The 15,180-nt window shown below is 67.0% G+C and carries 16 protein-coding genes; 10 read left to right on the forward strand and 6 right to left on the reverse strand.

What is annotated here, in order from left to right; genetic code table 11:
• Positions 1-2: 2 nt before the first annotated feature.
• The 10 genes from RRF64_RS02875 to RRF64_RS18775 all read left to right on the forward strand — a co-directional run bounded on the left by RRF64_RS02875 (position 3) and on the right by RRF64_RS18775 (position 11,922).
• Positions 3-2,033, forward strand: coding sequence for an ABC1 kinase family protein (locus RRF64_RS02875; protein ID WP_323844319.1), 2,031 nt, complete (start codon positions 3-5; stop codon positions 2,031-2,033).
• Positions 2,030-3,382: an MBL fold metallo-hydrolase gene (locus RRF64_RS02880; RefSeq protein ID WP_323844320.1), complete on the forward strand. Its 1,353-nt coding sequence runs from the start codon at positions 2,030-2,032 to the stop codon at positions 3,380-3,382. The genes RRF64_RS02875 and RRF64_RS02880 overlap by 4 nt, the downstream gene beginning before the upstream one ends.
• Before the next feature lie 3 nt (positions 3,383-3,385).
• On the forward strand, positions 3,386-4,033 hold the full coding sequence (locus tag RRF64_RS02885) for a hypothetical protein (protein ID WP_323844321.1): 648 nt from the start codon (positions 3,386-3,388) through the stop codon (positions 4,031-4,033).
• Positions 4,030-5,535, forward strand: coding sequence for a thymidine phosphorylase family protein (locus RRF64_RS02890; protein ID WP_323844322.1), 1,506 nt, complete (start codon positions 4,030-4,032; stop codon positions 5,533-5,535). The genes RRF64_RS02885 and RRF64_RS02890 overlap by 4 nt, the downstream gene beginning before the upstream one ends.
• Before the next feature lies 1 nt (position 5,536).
• The gene (locus RRF64_RS02895; RefSeq protein ID WP_323844323.1) at positions 5,537-6,676 is read left to right on the forward strand and encodes an acetate/propionate family kinase; all 1,140 of its coding nucleotides are present in this window, start codon (positions 5,537-5,539) and stop codon (positions 6,674-6,676) included.
• Positions 6,673-9,105 (forward strand): phosphoketolase family protein, encoded by a 2,433-nt coding sequence (locus RRF64_RS02900; RefSeq protein ID WP_323844324.1) that lies wholly within the window; start codon positions 6,673-6,675, stop codon positions 9,103-9,105. Before RRF64_RS02895 ends, RRF64_RS02900 begins: the two co-directional genes overlap by 4 nt.
• Positions 9,106-9,121: 16 nt before the next feature.
• Positions 9,122-10,012: a ribose-phosphate pyrophosphokinase gene (locus RRF64_RS02905; RefSeq protein ID WP_323844325.1), complete on the forward strand. Its 891-nt coding sequence runs from the start codon at positions 9,122-9,124 to the stop codon at positions 10,010-10,012.
• Positions 10,009-10,707 (forward strand): lycopene cyclase domain-containing protein, encoded by a 699-nt coding sequence (locus RRF64_RS02910; RefSeq protein WP_323844326.1) that lies wholly within the window; start codon positions 10,009-10,011, stop codon positions 10,705-10,707. The genes RRF64_RS02905 and RRF64_RS02910 overlap by 4 nt, the downstream gene beginning before the upstream one ends.
• Positions 10,677-11,600, forward strand: coding sequence for a DMT family transporter (locus tag RRF64_RS02915; RefSeq protein ID WP_323844327.1), 924 nt, complete (start codon positions 10,677-10,679; stop codon positions 11,598-11,600). The genes RRF64_RS02910 and RRF64_RS02915 overlap by 31 nt, the downstream gene beginning before the upstream one ends.
• Before the next feature lie 232 nt (positions 11,601-11,832).
• Positions 11,833-11,922 carry a nuclear transport factor 2 family protein gene (locus RRF64_RS18775; protein WP_422732604.1) on the forward strand — a complete coding sequence of 30 codons (90 nt, stop codon included), beginning with the start codon at positions 11,833-11,835 and terminating at the stop codon, positions 11,920-11,922.
• Positions 11,923-11,975: 53 nt separating this feature from the next.
• On the opposite strand, the gene RRF64_RS02920 is transcribed toward RRF64_RS18775, so the two are convergent.
• From RRF64_RS02920 to RRF64_RS02945, 6 genes are read right to left on the reverse strand one after another with little or no spacing between them, the layout of a single operon-like run.
• Positions 11,976-12,389, reverse strand: a complete 414-nt coding sequence (locus tag RRF64_RS02920; protein ID WP_323844328.1) for a heavy metal-responsive transcriptional regulator — start codon at positions 12,387-12,389, stop codon at positions 11,976-11,978.
• The gene (locus RRF64_RS02925; RefSeq protein ID WP_323844329.1) at positions 12,373-12,657 is read right to left on the reverse strand and encodes a glutaredoxin family protein; all 285 of its coding nucleotides are present in this window, start codon (positions 12,655-12,657) and stop codon (positions 12,373-12,375) included. Before RRF64_RS02925 ends, RRF64_RS02920 begins: the two co-directional genes overlap by 17 nt.
• Before the next feature lie 19 nt (positions 12,658-12,676).
• Positions 12,677-13,630: an NHL repeat-containing protein gene (locus RRF64_RS02930; RefSeq protein WP_323844330.1), complete on the reverse strand. Its 954-nt coding sequence runs from the start codon at positions 13,628-13,630 to the stop codon at positions 12,677-12,679.
• Positions 13,631-13,650: 20 nt separating this feature from the next.
• Positions 13,651-14,568: a transporter gene (locus RRF64_RS02935; protein WP_323844331.1), complete on the reverse strand. Its 918-nt coding sequence runs from the start codon at positions 14,566-14,568 to the stop codon at positions 13,651-13,653.
• The gene (locus tag RRF64_RS02940; protein WP_323844332.1) at positions 14,561-14,872 is read right to left on the reverse strand and encodes a heavy-metal-associated domain-containing protein; all 312 of its coding nucleotides are present in this window, start codon (positions 14,870-14,872) and stop codon (positions 14,561-14,563) included. Before RRF64_RS02940 ends, RRF64_RS02935 begins: the two co-directional genes overlap by 8 nt.
• A complete protein-coding gene (locus tag RRF64_RS02945; RefSeq protein ID WP_323844333.1) occupies positions 14,869-15,180 on the reverse strand; it encodes a heavy-metal-associated domain-containing protein in 312 nt (103 codons plus the stop codon). Before RRF64_RS02945 ends, RRF64_RS02940 begins: the two co-directional genes overlap by 4 nt.

Here is a 15,180-nt window from a genome sequence, read left to right on the forward strand (position 1 = left end):
ACATGGCCATCGACCTCGAAGGAGTCCCCGCGCGCGGCCGCACGCTGCGGCGGCTGCGCGGCATAGCCCATATCCTCTTCCACCAGGGATTCGAGGCGTTCGTGGACAAGACCCCTCTCGCCCCACTGGTGACGCGGGAATGCCGGGCGGAGATCGCCGAAGCCTGTCGCTGCAAAGAGGAAAAAGGGGCCTGCCCCTGCGGGCACGCCCTGCCGCTGCCGCAGCGACTGCTGAACACGGTAATAGAACTGGGGCCGACCTTTATCAAGCTGGGGCAGATAGCCAGCACCCGCCCCGACCTGATACCGGAGGAGTACAGCCGGGCGCTGCAGGCATTGCAGGAGACAGTGCCGCCTTTCCCCTTTGCCGAAGTGCGACAGATCCTGGAGGAGGAACTGGGCAAGCCGCCAGCCGATTGCTTTGGCGCCTTCGACGAAAAGCCCATTGCCTCGGCCTCCCTGTCGCAGGTGCACTTCGCCGTGCTGCACGACGGCACCGAGGTCGCGGTGAAGATCCAGCGCCCCGGGATCCGGGCCGTCATCGAGGAGGATCTGGCGATACTCCGCTGGCTGGCCCGGCAATTGGCGCGCCTCTACCCGCGGGTGCGCAACCTCAAACCCGAGGCAGCGGTGGAGGAGTTCGGCCGCTGGACCCTCAGGGAGCTGGACTTCCACCTGGAAGGTGAGACCTACGACGAATTCCGGCGAAACTTCTCCGGCCAGGACGACGTGATCTTTCCCAGCATCTACTGGGACTACACCACCAGCCGCTGCCTGACCATGGAACGGGTCAGCGGCATGCGCGTGCAAGAGGTGACGCCGAATCTGCAGCCGCACGAGCGCCACCGGCTGGCGCGGCGCCTGGCCGAGATAGAGCTGCAGATGCTCGTCACCGATGCGTTCTTCCACGCGGATCTGCACCCGGGCAACATCTTTTTCAAGGCCGACGGCCGCATCGTCATCCTGGATGTGGGCATGGTGGGCAAAATAGCAGCGCGCACCCAGGACCGCTTCCTCTGTTACTGGGTGGCCATAGAGCGACGCCAGCGGGACAGAGCCGCACATCACCTGCTGCAGATGGCCTCTTCCCTGAAAGGCGCCGACCTCGATCAGTTTCGCCAGCGCTACGACGCTATTCTCGACCAGTTCTACGGCGCCCCGCTGCTCGAGCGCAGTATGGCGCGCACCTACCTGGACATACTGCTGGCGGCAGCCGAATGCAACATCGTGATGCCGCCGGAGATGATGCTGCAGGCCAAGGCCGTGGTCACCGCCGAGGCGCTCGATCTGGTGCTCTACCCGGATTTCAAGTTCACCGAGGAGGCGCGCCCCATAGTCGCGCGCGAACTGGCCCGGCGGGCAACGCCGCGCCGCATTCTCGACCGCATCTGGGGCGGGTTGGGCGAGTTTATCCTGCTCGGAGAAACTCCCCCCGCCGGCCCGGTGCCGACCAACGACGACCTGGAAGAGCGGCGTTTCCGCCGCGAGGTACTCAAGGCCCTGGCCTATGTCTGGGGCGAAGAGACAGACGAGAAACTCAGGGAAAAATCGGCGGATATCTCGCGCTACACCTCCACAGATTACTGGCTCGAGCACCCGGAAATCCAAGCGCTGATCGAGACCGGACTCGGGTTGCTGCGCCTGCTGGCCATGCAGCAGGAGCGGGCGCTGTGGGCCAGCGAGCCGGGCGGGGACAATTCCCCGGATACAGCGACGCAAGGTTCAAGCGGCGACGCCACAGACGAGGCCGACTATCGCGCTTTCCAACAGACCATTCGCAACCGCGGGGACAAGGGCCGCCCCTGGACCGCGGACGCCTGCCAGATCGGGGAATTCTGGCAAGCCGAAGCGCGCAGGTTTCCGCACACCGAATACTGGGACGACAAGCAGATACTCCAGTCATCGATGAAAGGTGGCCTGGCCCTGCTGCGGCTGTTCACCGCCCAGCTGGCACAAGCGGTGGAACTGCGGCAGCGGGACGACGAGGCCGCCGACCCGGACTTAGAGGCATCAGAATATCGGAGGGACTCGTGAAACTAACTTTCTTCGGCGCCACGGATACGGTCACCGGATCGCGCTTTCTGTTTGAACACGACGGGCGGCGCTGGCTGGTGGACTGCGGCCTCTTTCAGGGCGGCGGTGACGCGGCGGCGCGCAACCGCGCGCCGCTGCCGTTTTCGCCCGCATCGCTGGACGCCGTGCTGGTGACCCATGCGCATATCGATCACAGCGGCATGCTGCCGGCGCTGATCGCCGGCGGTTACACCGGCCCCATCCACACCACCTCGGGCACGCTGGAACTGTGCAATATCCTGCTGCCGGACTCCGCGCACCTGCAGCAGGAGCACTACAGCTACCTGCAGCGCCACGGTCTGGAAACTGTGGCCGATACGCCGCTGTACTCACCGGAAGATGTGGACTCAACCCTGGCCGCCATGCAGCCGCACGCCCTGCACCGGCCTTTTAACGTCGCTCCTGGAATCAGCGCACACTTCCGCTCCGCCGGCCATATCCTCGGCGCCGCCAGCGTCTACCTGGAGGTCGACGGACTGAAAATCTGCGTATCCGGGGACATAGGCCGCCCCCGGGACCCGGTCATGCGCGCCCCTGAACCCTTCGATGGCGCCGACTACCTGCTGGTGGAATCCACCTACGGCGGGCGGCGGCACTCACCGGAAGACCCGGCAGAGCGGCTGGAAAAGCTGGTGGCGGAAACCATCGCCGGCGGCGGCACCCTGGTGATTCCCGCCTTCGCCGTGGGGCGGGCGCAGAGCATACTGCACCTAATTGCCCAAGCCACGGCCGCGGGCCGCCTGCCGCAGGTGCCGGTATTCCTCGACAGCCCCATGGCCATCAACACCACCCGCCTCTATTGCCGACACGCGCAGGAGCACCGCTTGAGCGAAGCCCAGTGCGAAGCCATGTGCGGCATCGCCGAATACACGCGCAGTGTCGAGCAGTCAAAGCATATCGCCGCGCACAGCGGCCCAAAAATCATCGTCTCCGCCAGCGGCATGGCGACCGGCGGGCGCGTGCTGCACCACCTCAAGCACTACCTGGCGGATGCCCGCAACGCGGTGCTGATCGTCGGCTACCAGGCCGAGAAGACCCTGGGGGCCGAGCTGCAGCGGGGCATAGACGTGGCGCCAATTCTCGGCGCCGATATTCCGGTAGAAGCACGCATCGAGACGGTCGACGGTCTCTCCGCGCACGCCGACCAGCGCGAGCTGACCGGCTGGCTGCACAGCGCCCCGCCCCCACGCCGCACTTTTATCGTGCACGGCGAAGCGGATAGCCGCACCGCCCTCGCCGACCACCTGGGCGCGGAGTCGGGCTGGGCCAGCCACTGCCCCGCCCCGGGCGAAACCGTCGAGCTGGACTGAGCCGTGGATACCTCCGTCGCACTGGTCAGTGCCTACCTGCAGGTCAACGGCTATTTCTGTATCACCGAATACCCGCTGCTGGAATCGTCGCGCGGCGAAATCACAACCGTCAGCGACTTGGATGTACTGGCCTTTCGCTTTCCCGGTGCCGGGCGCGAGGTGCGCCTGCACAAACACGACAAGATCGTCGGCGACACGCGCTTCGAGCCGGACCCGGCGCTGGACAGTCCAACCGACCAGCCGGACATGATCGTCGGCGAGGTAAAGCGCGGCCGCGCGCGCTTCAACTCCGCCGCGCGCCGACCGGAAGTGCTGGCCGCGGCATTGATGCGCTTCGGCTGCTGCGAACCGAAACACGCTCACTCCCTGGCACAGAAGCTGGTGCACAGCGGCGAGGAAACCAGTGCGCGCGGCCACATCGTGCGCATGATCGCGTTCGGCGGCATAGAGCCGGAACAGCCGCCGCCGCATTGGCATGTGGTCTCACTGGAAACCATCGTCGACTGCCTGCAAAAGCACCTGCACGACAACTGGAACCTGATGCGCCAGGTGCGCTTCAGCAACGATGCCCTGGATCTTCTGTCGCTGCTGGAGCGCGCCCGCAGCCGCCGACCGCAACGACCTCAGCCGCAAAGGGGCCGGAAAAAATGAACCGCGGAGATTACCGGCTGAAGGCCCGCCGCTTCGGCATAGACACCCACCAGGAGCATGTGGTGTACATGCGCCAGGACTGCCACGTGTGCCGCGCCGAGGGTTTCAGTGCCCAGGCGCGCATCAAAATTACGATGGGAGACCGGAGTATTCTCGCCACCCTCAACTCGGTTGAGGGGGAACGCCTGGCCCACGACGAATTCGGCCTGTCGGAATCCGCCTGGCGCGCGCTGGCGGCGTCCGACGGGGAGCTGGCCAGCTTCTCCCACGCGCCACCGGTGGCGTCGATGAGCGCGGTGCGCGCCAAGATCTACGGCCACCCCCTGAACCGGTCCCAGTTCAACGACATCATCGCCGATGTCTGCGCCGGCCGTTACACCGACGTGGAAATCTCCGCCTTCCTCACCGCCTGCACCGGCGAGCGGATGAGCCGCGAGGAGGTCGCGCACCTGACCGGCGCCATGGTCGATGCGGGCAAACAGCTGCACTGGCCGCCGGGTATCATCGTCGACAAGCACTGCGTCGGCGGCCTGCCGGGCAACCGCACCACACCGCTGATTGTGGCCATCGTCACCTGCCACGGGCTGCTGATGCCGAAGACCTCGTCGCGCGCCATCACCTCCCCGGCGGGCACCGCCGACACCATGGAAACCCTGGCCCCGGTCAGGCTGTCGCTGGCGGAAATGCGCCGGGTGGTGGAGCGCGAGGGCGGCTGTGCCGTCTGGGGTTCGGCGGTGGACCTGAGCCCGGCTGATGACATACTGATCCGCGTCGAGCGCGCACTGGATATCGACAGCGAAAGCCAATTGGTGGCCTCGGTGCTGTCGAAGAAGGCCGCGGCCGGTTCCACCCATGTGCTGATCGATATCCCGGTCGGCCCCACGGCCAAGGTGCGCAGCCGGGAGGACGCCGAGCGGCTGGCGCAACTGCTGCAGTGGACCGGCGAACAGATCGGGCTGTCCGTACGCGCGGTGTTTACCGACGGCAGCCAGCCGGTCGGGCGCGGCATAGGCCCGGCACTGGAAGCCCGCGACCTGCTCGCGGTACTGCAGAACAGCGCGGACCAGCCGCGGGACCTGCGCGAACGCGCCGTATTCCTTGCCGGAGAGATCCTGGAACTGGCCGGAAGCGCCGCATCCGGCAGCGGCGGGGCCGCAGCCGAGGAGACACTCGCCAGCGGTCGCGCTTGGGAGAAATTCCAGCGCATCTGCGCGGCGCAGGGCGGCATGCGCACGCCGCCGGTGGCGAAACTGCGGCAGGAGGTGCGCAGTACAAAGGCCGGCCGCGTCGCCGCCATCGACAACCGGCGCCTGGCCCGCGCCGCCAAGCTCGCCGGCGCGCCCGCCTCCCCCGCCTCAGGTCTGTTGCTGCACTGTGCCCTCGGCGACAGGTTGGAAAAGGACCAGGTCCTGTTCGAGCTGCACGCGGAAACACCCGGTGAGCTGGACTACGCCCTCTCCTATGTGCGGGACAACAGCGACATTTTCCAGGTCGAGACCTGAGATGACCGCAGCAAAAGGCGCCGGACAGCAGGCAATCGCGGTCAACGTCGGCAGTTCATCGCTGAAGGTGACCGCCTTTGTCCGCGAACCGGGCCGCCCCTGGCAAAGCCTGTATCGCAACTGGCCTCTAGCGACGGCGGAAGCGCCAGAAATCGCGGAATTTCTCGCCGTCGCCGGGATTCGCGAACACCGGCTGCTGTGCGTGGCCCACCGCTATGTGCATGGCGGCGCGGTGCTGCCGCGCAGTGCAATACTGGACGAACCACTGCTCGCCCAACTGGAAGGCACCGCGGCGCTGGCCCCGTTGCACAATCCCCCGGCACTGGCGTGGATGCACGAGTTCCGGGCGCTCCTCCCCTCGACAGCGCAGGTCGCGGTGGCGGACAGCGCCTTTTTCGCGGACCTGCCGGAGGGGGCGCGGCGCTACCCGCTGCCTCAGGAGTTGGTCTCCGCGCAGGCGCTGCGCCGCTACGGTTTCCACGGCCTGGCCCACAGCGCCATGTGGCGGCGCTGGTGCGAGATCAGCGGGCGCAGCCGCGGCCGGCTAATCACCCTGCAACTGGGCGCCGGCTGTTCCGCCGCGGCCATCCTGGACGGCAGGCCGCTGGACACCTCCATGGGCTTCACCCCGCTGGAGGGCATGGTCATGGGCCGGCGCGCCGGCGACCTGGACCCGGGGCTGCTGCTCTATCTGCTGCGCAACGGCGGCATAAACGCCGCCAAACTCGATGAAATCCTGAACCGCTGCTCGGGGCTGGTGGCGCTCGCCGGCACGGACGACATGCGCGAACTGCTGGCGCGTGAGGACCAGAGCGCAAAACTGGCGCTGGATATTTTCTGCCGCCGCGCGCGCAAATATATCGGTGCCTATCTCGCGGAAATGGGCGGCGCCGATGCGCTGGTGTTTTCCGGCGGCATCGGCGAGCACTGCCCCCAGGTGCGCGCGCAGATACTCGCGCCGCTGGCCGCGCTCGGTCTTCAACTGGACGCCGCGCGCAACTCGGCGGCGAGCGCCGGCGAGGCGGACATAGGCGCGAGGGACACAGGCGTGGGTAGCGCGGAGATCCATGTACTGCCCGCGGACGAGGCGCGCGAGCTGCTATTTAACGCAGAACTGTTGCTACAGGGAGAGGAGACATGAACCAGCGCACGCACCAGAGGCACCAACAAGAGCGCCAGGCGCGCAGCTATCGCGAGCACGATACCGACTTCGCCGCCTGGGCGGCGGGATACGGGGTGATCCGCCACCGCGCCGACACCCAGGTCAAGGTCTTCCGCATGGCCTGCGACCTGGAGCAGCGCGGCGCGGTGGCCGACAGGTCCCAGGTGTTCCGCCTGTTAGGCGCCGCTGACCGGCTGGCGCGGGCGGCCATGTGGCTGGTGGTGCACATGACCTATGCGAAGCGCGTCTGCACCGACGGGCGGCCACTGGCCGCGGCGGATTTCAAGGCCGATCCCCAGGGCCACACCGGCGGCTCGCTGAACATGGTGCCGGGCTATATCGGCTACCTGGCGGCCAATGCGCTCTGCGGCCTCACCCGCAGCTGGCTGATGGGCCAGGGCCACTGCGTGGCCGCCATCGACGCCTGCAACCTGCTGGTGGGCAACATGGAGGCGGAGCACGCCGCCCGCTACAGCTGGACCGACGAGGGCCTGACGCGGTTCGTGCGCGACTTCTACTCCTACGCGCTGGACAACCGGGGCCGGCCCGAATCGCCACTGGGCAGCCACGTGAATGTGAACACCGCCGGCGGCATTCTCGAGGGCGGCTATCTCGGCTTCGCCGAAGTGCAGTATGTACATATGCCGCTGCCGGGCGAGCGGCTGGTGGCTTTCCTCAGCGACGGCGCCTTCGAGGAGCAGCGCGGCAGCGACTGGGCACCGCGCTGGTGGCGCGCCGCGGACTGCGGGCTGGTCACCCCGATCATGATCGCCAACGGGCGGCGCATCGAGCAGCGCTCCACCCTGTTCCAGCAGGGCGGCGTGGACTGGTTTGCCGCGCACCTGCGCCTGAACGGCTTCGATCCGCTGCTGATCGACGGCACCGACCCCGCCGCTTTCGCCTGGGCCATTTTCGAGGCCGAGGAGCGCCTGCAGGGCTGCGCCGATGCGGTCGCCAACGGCAGCACCCGCTATCCGGTACCGCTGCACTATGTGATCGCCGAGGCGCCGAAAGGCTACGGCTTTCCCGGCGCCGGCACCAACCGCGCCCACGGGCTGCCGCTGGCGGGCAACCCAGCGCAGGACGATAGCGCCCGCGGCGAGTTTACCGCCGGCGCCGCCGAACTCTATGTGGAGGAGCGGCAACTGCGCGAGGCCCTGCCCTATTTCGCCGACCACGCCGCCCAGGGGCGCGTGCGGGAAAAAGACCACCCGCTGGGCAGGCGCGATGTCGTTCTGGCGCACCCGCTGCTACCGGACTGGCGCCCCGTCGGCGGGCGCGAGTCGCCGATGGCCGCACTCGACGAGTATTTCGTCGCCATCACCGGCGCCAATCCCGAGTGGCGGGTGCGCGTAGGCAATCCCGACGAGCTGCACAGCAACCGCTTTACCCGCACCCTGGAACAATTCCGCCACCGGGTCTTCGTGCCCGAGGCCGGCAGCGACGAGGCGGTGGACGGCGCGGTGATCACCGCCCTCAACGAGGAGGCAGTGGCCTGCGCAGCGCTGGGCAACAAGGGCGGCATCAACCTAGTGGTGACCTATGAGGCCTTCGCGGTGAAGATGCTCGGCATCCTGCGCCAGGAACTCATCTTTGCCCGCCACCAGAAGGAGGCGGGACGGCCGCCGCAGTGGCTGTCGGTGCCCTTCCTGCTCAGCTCGCACACCTGGGAGAACGGCAAGAACGAACAGTCTCATCAAGATCCCACCCTGTGCGAAGCGCTGCTCGGCGAGATGTCCGACACCAGCGTGGTGCGCTTCCCGGTGGACGCCAACAGTGCCCTGGCGGCGCTGGCAGACTGCTACCGGCGGCAGGGGGAACTGCACGCGCTGGTGGTGCCGAAACGGGAACTGCCGGTACTGCTGGACGGCGAGCAGGCACAGCAGCTGGTGCGCGACGGCGCCCTGCTGGTGGAGGGAAACCCAACCGCAAGCGTACGCCTGGTGGCCGTGGGCGCCTATCAGTTGCAGCAGTGTTGGCTGGCCCAACAGCGACTGGCGGAGCGCGGGATCGACGCGGCGCTCATCTGCCTGTTGGAGCCGGGGCGCTTCCGCCGGGATTTTCGCGATGAATGGGAGCGGCGGGCGGGCACGGACACGGCACTCGTAGAGGAACTGTTTCGCGCAGACGCCAGCGTCACCATGGTCGCCAGCCACACCCGCCCCGAGGCACTCGCCGGGCTGCTGCCGGGCGGCGGGCAACAGATCCTCTTCGGCTACCGCAACCGCGGTGGCACCCTGGATACGGAGGGCATGCTGTTCGCCAATGGCTGCAGCTGGCTGCATCTGTTGCAGTCACTGGCTGGCGCTCTCGACGTTCTACTGTCCGAATGGTTGGGCGCGGACGAGCTTACGGCCCTTGAAGGGCGCACAGATCCGCGCCCGCTGCTGCGCTTCACTCCCTGTTAGCGGCGAGGACAGAGAAATGGCTGGCACAATTTTTAGCCTCCATCCCAACCGGGCGTTGGCTGCGGAACTGGCAAAGCGACTCGGCGCCGCCGAGGGGAGACTGGATACGCGGCATTTTCCCGATGGCGAAAGCTATTTCCGCGTCCTCGACGAGGTGCGCGGGCAAAATCTGGTGCTGCTGGCGGACCTGCACCGGCCTGACCGCAACACGCTGCCCGCCCTGCTGCTGGCGGGCACCCTGCGCGACCTGGGCGCGGAATCCCTGCTGCTGGCCGCGCCCTACCTGCCCTATATGCGCCAGGACAAACGCTTTCACCCTGGCGAGGGCGTCACCTCGCGCTATTTCGCCAGACTGGTTTCAACAAGTTTCGATGGCCTGGTCACCGTGGACCCGCACCTGCACCGCTATGCATCGCTGGCGGAAATCTACACGATACCGGCACTGGCCCTGCAGGCCGCACCGCTGATCGCCGAATGGATTGCGGCGAATATCGACAATCCGCTGCTGATCGGTCCCGACAGCGAAAGCGCACAGTGGGTCGAGGCGGTGGCCGGACGCGCCGGTTCACCCTTTACGGTCCTGCACAAGGTGCGCCACGGCGATCGCGACGTGGAGGTCAGCGCGCCGGATATCGCGCGCTGGCGATCGCACACGCCGGTACTGGTGGACGATATCGTCTCCAGCGGCCACACCATGCTGGAAACCCTGAAACAGCTGCAGCGCCTCGGCCTGCCGAAGGCGGTGTGCATCGGTGTGCACGGCGTCTTTGCCGGGGAGGCCGCGACCCAACTGGCATCCGCCACGACGCGCGTGGTGACCAGCAACTCCATCCCCCACCCGAGCAATGCCATCGATATCGCCGGCCTGCTCGCCGACGGGGTGCGTGCGCTGGAGGCGCGGGGGTGAAGTTCGCCTACCTGACCTGGAGCCTGATCCTGCTGGGGATCTGGGCGCTGATCTACGCCGCACGCCCGGCGCTGCGCCGCAGGATGTGGCTGGCCGGCCTGTGCACCGCGCCGCTGGGACTCACCGAGCCGCTGTTCGTGCCGGACTACTGGCAGCCGCCGACCCTGTTCGACCTGGCTGCGCGCACCGGCTTCGACCTGGAGAGCCTGCTGTTCGCCTTTGCCGCCGGCGGCATCGCCAGCACCCTCTACCCGGCGCTGGTGCCGGTGCAGGAGAAAGGCGTCGAGCCCTGCGAACGGCGGCACCCGCGGCACCGCTGGCACCGGCTGATGCTGTCGGTGCCCTTTGTCGCCTTCGCCATCCTGTACCTGGCGACGGATTTGAACCCCATCTACACCGCCTCCCTGGCAATGTTGCTCGGCGGCCTGGCCACCGGCCTCTGTCGCCCGGACCTGTGGCGCCCGATGTGCATTGCCGCGCTGCTGTTTACCGCACTGTACTTCCTCTACTTCGCATCACTGGCCGCCGTCTATCCGGACTATGTGTCGCGGGTCTGGCGGCTGGAGCGGCTCAGCGGACTGCTGATCGGCGGCGTACCGCTCGAGGAACTGCTGTTCGCGGCAACCCTGGGGCTGATGTGGGGTTCGCTCTACGAGCACCTGGCGTGGCGGCGCTACGCGAGGCACCGCAGCTGATGCCGGCGGCAAGCCGTGAAAACAGGCTGCTCGCCTGGATATGGATGCCGGTGGTGGCCCTACTCTGGGCCATCTGCTTTCCGTTTATAACCATCGGCCTTCCCCACGCCCCTCCCCTGTTTTTTGCGGCCCTGCGGGCCTTGCTGTCCGGTTTGCTCCTGGCACTGGTGGCGATATTGCAGTCGCGCAGGCACGGCTTGAGACTCCGCCGGCGCGACTGGCCAGCCCTCGCTGCTATCGGGCTTACGTTTACTGCGATGGGGTTCGGGGGGATGTTTCTCGGCGCCGGCCGCCTCTCTCCCGGGCTGGCTACGGTGCTCGCATCCACCCAGCCGTTGCTAGCCGCGCTGATGGCGGCCGCCTGGCTGGATGAGCCGCTGACGCGGTGCGCCCTGCTCGGTTTCACCGTTGGTTTTGCCGGAGTCACCCTCTTGTCCCTGGGGGGAACGGACGGCGGGGATAATGGCTATATCGCCGGAGTGGCCTGGGTTCTTGTCGCTGCCATCGGCACTGCCGCGGGCAACGTGCTGCTCAAGCGCTGCGCGCAGGGCGCCGTGCTGTTGCCCATGGCCGTGCAGCTCGTTATCGGCAGCGGCCTGCTGCTGCTCGCCTCGGCAATCGCCGAAGAGCCCTGGAGCGTGCACTGGACGCTGGGTTTCAGCGGTTCGCTACTGGTCCTGTCCGCCCTGGCTACTGCGTTGATGGTAGTTCTCTGGTATTGGCTGCTGGCAAAGATGCCCCTGGGCCGCTTGAATGTGTTCAGCTTTCTCACCCCGGCATTCGGCTTGGCCATTGGCTACCTGTACTTCGGTGAGCGACTCGATACCGGACAAGCAGCGGGTATCGCCGTGATCCTGCTTGGCATCGTCATATTGCAATTCGAGGACCGCTAAACATTGCAACAGTTGTCCGAGGGTTCAAACGCTACGGAGGATCAACCCTTGCGGTCGATATTTGCTTGTCAATTTGATCTCGACATAGCTCTTCGCTGAGTTCGAATTCGATCGTCGTGTGGGCTCGGAAACCAAAGTCCAGTTTCATTTTTTATTATTCCCCGCGGCACCACAGCAACAGCATTGCAGCTGCACCGGCGGACAGGGCAAAGAGCCGTAGGAACAGAATACGGTGCTGGACCTGCAAAGCATGGAAACCCTTGTGCTCAAACGCAGCGACGGCGACTGGAAAATCGTGCACGTGCACTGGTCGAGCAAATAGGGAATTGGGAGGAATTTAGGAAACTTTACATTTCCAGAGAGAGGAATTGGCAGCTATCCATTCTGCTCCCTTTCTTCATGATTGCCCTCAATATTCTGCAAGATCGGGCAGCCGTCCACATCGGCGCGACACAGGCTGGTCAACAGGCGCAGCTCGTCGCGCAGGTGGGCCAGGTCCGCAAGGCTCGCCTCCAACTGTTCCAGCTTGGCCTGCGCCAGGCGCCGCACCTGGGGCTTGGCGCCCTGCGGGTTTTCACGGAACTCGAGCAGCCGGGATATCTCCTCGAGACTGAAGCCCATTTTCTGCGCGCGGCGGATAAAGCGCAGGCGCGACAGGTCCTTCTCGGAATAGAGGCGCAGGCCGGCGCCGTCGCGCGCCACCGCCGGCAACAGGCGGATTTTTTCGTAGTAGCGCAGGGTGTCCACGCCGACACCCAACGCCGCCGCGACTTCACCGATGCGTTTCACGATGCAAACTCTCCAGGCGCGCGGCGATGGCCGCGCGCAGTTTTTTCCTGGTGAAAAAGGCCGGCGGCAGCAGCTGCCCGTCCACGGCCACCGCCGGGGAAGCCGTGACGCCCAGTTGCACCGCGTAGTCGATCTCTGCCACCAAATCCAGCTCCCGGTACTCCAGCCGCGGGTCATCCAACTCGCCGATCACCTCCGCGAGCAATGCCCTGGCCCGCTGGCAGGCGCCGCAACCGTTGGCGGTGAGAAGCTCCACCTGTACTGGCATCTGACGTCTCCGCTCGATATCAGTCTTCAGTTTGCTGTAGTGGGCGCCATTTCTCCACCCGATTGTCGGCGTAGTTGGCGCTCCAGACACTGCCATCCGCGTCGACGGCCACGGCGATTTGGGTGTGGCCGGGGCCGCGCGAAGGGGTGCCGAAGGCGGTCAGGAAGCGGCCGTCGCCGCTGAATTTCTGGATGCGGTCGTTGTAGAAGTCGGCCACGAAGACGCTGCCGTCCGCGCCCGCGGCCACCGAGGTGGCGGTGGCGAACCAGCCGCGAAAGGGGCCAAAGATATTGGCGGCGAAGGGGCCGCCCCACTTGCGCACCAGGGCGCCATCGGCGTCGAACTGCTGGATGCGGTCGTTGTAGCCGTCGGCCACGTAGAAGCCGCCACCGGCTGCCGCCACATCGGTGGGGTAGCTGAATGCGCCGGCGCCGCTGCCCCGGCCGCCCCAGCTGTGCAGCAGGCGGCCGTCCGCGTCCAGGTGCAGTACGCGCTGGCCGTAGGTGTCGGCCACCAGCAGCGAGCCGTCCCCGCGCACGGCCACGCCGCCGGGGCTGTCGAGGCCGGCGCCGGCACCGAGGGTGCGCAGGTGACTGCCGTCGAGGGCAAAGACCTGGATCACGTCCCTGAAGTAATCCGGCACATAGAGGCGCCCGTCGGCAATGGCCAGGTTCATCGGCCGTTCGAGCACCTCGCCACCGAAGGCGCGGCGGAAGTTGCCGCGCTTGTCGAACACCTGGATGCGGCGGTTGCGGGCGTCGGCCACGAACACCTCGCCGTTGCCTACCGCAATGCCGGTGGGGTCGTTGAACTGCCCGGGATCACTGCCCCTGCCCCCCCAGCTGTCGACCAGTTGGTAGGGCGGCTCGCGGTCCCAGTGGACGGCGCCACCGGCGTAGAGAACCGCAGAGAGCAGCGCGGCGAGCAGCGCCGTGAACGCGATCAGGCGGCGGATGCCGCTGCCCATAGCCATTTCCACCTCCCCGAAAGCTGTCAGAAGTTGTAGCGGAAGCCGGCGCGCACCAGGTAGTCGTCTTCCAGGGCGTTGCCGTGGGGGTTGCTGGCGGCGGGCAGCTGCACCGCGCCCTCGAGGATCCAGCGCTGGGTCACATACTGCAGCCCGGGCGCCAGCAGCCACTGGGTGCCGCCCGAGTTGGGATCGAGGCCTATGCCGCGCTCATCGTCGATATCGCGCCCCGTGTGGGACAGGTTGGATTCCAGCACCAGATAGAGGAAGGCCGGCGTGTCCCCGGTCAGTTCGCGCGGCCAGGCGCGGTACTGCAGGGAGGCGTCGAAGCGCCACTGGTCGCCGGGGTCGAAGCCGTCGTGGCGGCCGTTTTCGCGGAAGAGCAACTGGCTGTCGATCTGGTATTGCAGCGTCTGCCAGGTGACCACCACACCGCCGAAGACGTCCCAGCCGCCGCTGCCCGCCTGCAGCGGCCGCGGCAGGCGGCCGACGGCATCGCGGTCGCGGTCATCGCCGGTGGGCGCTTCCAGGCCGAGCAGCGGCGCTATGCGGAAGGTGGCGCCCTTGGAATCGCGCTTGTAGAGGGTGTAGCGGGCGAATAGGGCCAGGTCGCCGATGCCGCCGGTGTCGCGTTGCAGGCGGCCGGCAGGGGTGGTGACGCGCAACTCCCTGTCAAAGAAGTACGGCAGCGCAGCGAACACTGCCAGGCGCGAGTTGGCGCCGTAGCCCAGCACACTGCCCAGGGCGTCCACCGACACCTCTCGGTCCAGTGGGCCGCCGTCCGAGCGCCGGCGCCGTACCAGTTGCTCGCGCCAGACGAACTCGCCCTCGGCCACGGGCAGCGCGGTGTTGAAGGTGATGGGCGCGGCCTGCGCCGCGCCACTGAGCGACAGCAGCAGGCACAGCGCCGCGGCGTGCCTGGTGTGGTGTCTCACACTAGCCACCGCCGGCTTCCCGGAAGGAGCGCAGGGTGAAGCCCGCCTGCTCCACGGCGCGGCGCGCGCGCGCCTCGCTGAGAGTGGCGCCTTCGCGCATGGTGACCCGCACCAGGCTGTTGGCAATGTCCACCCGAACCTGCGCCACGCCGTCTATTACCCGCAGTTTTTTCTCTATGCCGTAGGCGCAGAAGGGGCAGGCCAGGCCGTCGACGCCCAGTTCATATTGCCGGCTTTCCGCCAGCAGCGGCAGGCTCAGCAGCAGCCCGGCCAGCAGCGCCAGCAGCTGCCTCGGCAGCGACAGTCCGTTCACGACTTTTCCTCGCCGCGGGTTTCGCCGCGAGTAAAGGTGCGCAGGCTGAAACCGGCCTTTTCCACCTGTTCGCGCGCCTGTTCTTCCGTCAGCGATGCGCCCTCGCGCATGTGGATGACCACCAGGCCCTTGCCCAGGTCGGCCTCGACCGACTCGATGCCTTCTATCCCCTTGAGGCGCTTTTCCACCCCGGCGGCACAGAAGGCGCAGGCCACGCCATCCACGCCCAGGCGATATTGCGGCCCGTCGGCCCGGGCAGCGGCGGCCAACAGGCAGGCGCCCAACAGTAGCAATCTGAATATCCTCAT

Origin of the sequence: Microbulbifer magnicolonia (assembly GCF_035117725.1) — a bacterium.
Lineage (GTDB): Bacteria > Pseudomonadota > Gammaproteobacteria > Pseudomonadales > Cellvibrionaceae > Microbulbifer > Microbulbifer magnicolonia.

Coding starts and splice junctions, on each gene's coding strand:
- RRF64_RS02875 (WP_323844319.1), top strand. CDS start 3: ATGGCCATCGACCTCGAAGGAGTCCCCGCGCGCGGCCGCACGCTGCGG.
- RRF64_RS02890 (WP_323844322.1), top strand. CDS start 4,030: ATGAACCGCGGAGATTACCGGCTGAAGGCCCGCCGCTTCGGCATAGAC.
- RRF64_RS02895 (WP_323844323.1), top strand. CDS start 5,537: ATGACCGCAGCAAAAGGCGCCGGACAGCAGGCAATCGCGGTCAACGTC.
- RRF64_RS02900 (WP_323844324.1), top strand. CDS start 6,673: ATGAACCAGCGCACGCACCAGAGGCACCAACAAGAGCGCCAGGCGCGC.
- RRF64_RS02905 (WP_323844325.1), top strand. CDS start 9,122: ATGGCTGGCACAATTTTTAGCCTCCATCCCAACCGGGCGTTGGCTGCG.
- RRF64_RS02925 (WP_323844329.1), bottom strand. CDS start 12,657: ATGCCAGTACAGGTGGAGCTTCTCACCGCCAACGGTTGCGGCGCCTGC.
- RRF64_RS02930 (WP_323844330.1), bottom strand. CDS start 13,630: ATGGCTATGGGCAGCGGCATCCGCCGCCTGATCGCGTTCACGGCGCTG.
- RRF64_RS02945 (WP_323844333.1), bottom strand. CDS start 15,180: ATGAGGATATTCAGATTGCTACTGTTGGGCGCCTGCCTGTTGGCCGCC.